The sequence below is a fragment of the Catenibacterium sp. UBA627 genome (assembly GCF_002299355.1).
Taxonomy (GTDB): Bacteria; Bacillota_I; Bacilli_A; order Erysipelotrichales; family Coprobacillaceae; genus Catenibacterium; species Catenibacterium mitsuoka.
On the sequence record NZ_DBPF01000094.1, the window covers coordinates 1 to 2,645 of the forward strand.

The 2,645-nt window shown below is 32.7% G+C and carries 3 protein-coding genes; 1 reads left to right on the forward strand and 2 read right to left on the reverse strand.

The genetic code is table 11. The annotated features are described in order from the left end of the window. On the reverse strand, window positions 1-755 hold a 755-nt coding region (locus tag B2S90_RS05830), incomplete at its 3' end, for a dicarboxylate/amino acid:cation symporter (protein WP_286696698.1). A 215-nt stretch (window positions 756-970) separates the two neighbouring features. On the opposite strand from B2S90_RS05830, the gene B2S90_RS05835 reads away from it, so the two are divergent. Then, window positions 971-2,023 (forward strand): acyltransferase family protein, encoded by a 1,053-nt coding sequence (locus B2S90_RS05835; RefSeq protein WP_278779641.1) that lies wholly within the window; start codon window positions 971-973, stop codon window positions 2,021-2,023. 19 nt (window positions 2,024-2,042) lie between these two features. Here B2S90_RS05835 and B2S90_RS05840 read toward each other — a convergent pair. Then, a partial coding sequence (locus tag B2S90_RS05840; RefSeq protein WP_286696699.1) for an MATE family efflux transporter occupies window positions 2,043-2,645 on the reverse strand: 603 nt, incomplete at its 5' end.

Consider the following 2,645-nt stretch of genomic DNA (forward strand, 5'->3'; position numbering starts at 1 on the left):
ACATAAGCAAGTGCAGGTCTTAATGAATCAATACCATAAATTGCGAATGTTCTAGTTAATAAGCAGAAGATACCGATAGGTGCGAACTTATTAACAACAAAAGATAAGAATAAAGTAATAATCTTGGATACTTCTTCAAATAACTTCTTTAAAGTCTTTGTTTCATCTTCTAAAGCATTCATTGCGAGACCCATAGCAACAGCTACGAATACAATGGCTAATACGTTACCGTTAGTAGAGAATGCTGAGATAAGATTGTTAGGAATAATATTTAAGATAATATTCAATGGGTTAGCACCAGTAGAACCCTTCTGGATAGTCACTGCTGCTTTACCAACTGCATCAAAGAAACCTAAACGATATACAACAGAAGCAATCACACCTGCAAAACATAAAGCACATACAGTTGTGATAAAGAAAGTTAAAATAGTTTTAGTAGAAATTCTACCTAACTTCTTTGTATCTGTGATAGTTGAAATCGCAAGTGTAATTGATACAAATACCATAGGTACAATAATAAGCTGTAGTGAGTTAACGAATAACTGTCCTACAATATAGAAGATACCAACAGCCTTTGTTGCATTTGGCTGTGTAATATCCTGAAAGAATAAGTTATTGATCTTTGTCCAAAGATCAGTCTGTCCACCACTTACTAAGTGTTCTCTTAGCATAATGCATCCAAAACCACAAGCAAGACCGCAGATCATTGCAATCAGCATTTTCTTAGCTAATTGCCTACCATTACTAGTTTTCATTTTTACCCTCCTAAAATTAATCCCAAAATTGACACTATTATACACTAAATAACTCTTAATGCAAATAGTATTGATAAAAATGACTATAAAATAAATATTATTATAAAAGATATAAAGAAAAACTATTTGTGATATATTAATTAAACAAGAGACTTTTAACTTCACATAATTATCCCATTATTGTAATATATACTCATCGCAAGGGGGAATTTTAAATGTTTGGAATTTATATTTTATCGATGTTATCGATGATGTTTATCTTTGCTGGTAATATTGCTTCTTATGGTGGGATGTTTCAATCATCATCAACACTTACAGTGATTACTTTATGGGCTATGTTTTATCTTGCTTACATTGCAATCAACTGTTTTGCATTATCTTATGGTTTTAAGGAATATGGTAAGAAACATAAGTTATCACGTTATTTACTACTGCTCTTAACTGCACTTATCTATAACGTGGCTTTAACTTATGCATTCCATCTCTATAAGCCAGAAAATGTTACAATGCATTCTGTAACGCATGCATTCTTCTTATTATCGAATAACGCTTATTGGTTATTTACAGCCTTTACAGGCATGTTCTTACTAAGTCCTATTGTAGACTACATGGTAGAACATATTTCTAGAGAAACAGCGATTAAAGCGGTATGGATCATTGGATTACTTGGCTTCTATGGCTTATTTAGTGCAGGAGAACTAAAGGATCCACTTTTATTTAAGAGTGGTCGAGGAATCATCTGGTTCACATGTCTTTATTTCATTGGCGCAACTGTAAGAAAACATGAACTTTATAAAGTCAATGTATCAAAAACCGCATTGATCGGTTTATGTTCATTTGTCTTAAATGGTTTCTTAATGCTAAGCTTGGACAAGTTTATTGGTAATACATTTGATGATTACTTCTTATCAGCCTTATCACCATTATTACTTGTAACTTCTATCTGCTTACTTTATGTTTTCGCAAATATGAATAGTAAACAGGAAAAGATTGTACAGTTTATTGATGAATCAACTCTTTGTACATATCTTCTTGCCAGCCATTCTTTATTCTTAGGCTATGTTCTATTAAACCAGTTTACAACACTAGCAGGTATGCCTTTCTACTTACTTGCTCTTATGGTCATCATGATTGCATTATCTCTTTATGTAGTTGCATTAATCATCGATTTAATCAGAAGAGGAATATTCAAGGTACTAAGATTAGAAAAGCTTGCATTATGGATTGAAACACTATTCGGAAAATTATTAAACAAGTTATCTGCTTAATACAAAAAGAGAGAATCCACTATTGTGAAATCTCTCTTTTTAAGTTCTTTCCAATTGTCATCCACATTGTAATATAACAAGCACCACCGCCTATGAAATTACTGATTGCTTCTGATATGAACACACCTTCAATACCAATAAAACGGGGAAGAATAATAGTCAGAGGGGCTACTATAATCACTTTTCTAAAGATAGAAAAGAAGATAGCCTGTTTTGATTTGCCAAGTCCTACCGCTACAGATTGTCCACAGATCTGTAAAGACTGCATAAAGAATCCTGCAAAATATAATCTAATATAACGTACTGCATGATCGGTAATATGAGGATCATGAGTAAAGATATTAATAAAGTATTGTGGGAAAGCAGTAATTAATACCCAGATAATAAACATTGTTCCAAAACATAAGAATGTCACAAAGTAGATAGAAGACAATACACGCTTATATTCCTTCGCACCATAGTTATAGCCTAGTACCGGCTGAGAGGCATTCCCAAACCCCTGAGCAGGTAACTGTACAACCTCTCTAATAGAATTAATAATCGTCATAATCGCAATATAGAGATCTCCACCATAAATCTGTAAGGTAGAATTACATACGATAGATACAATAGAATTAGTGAT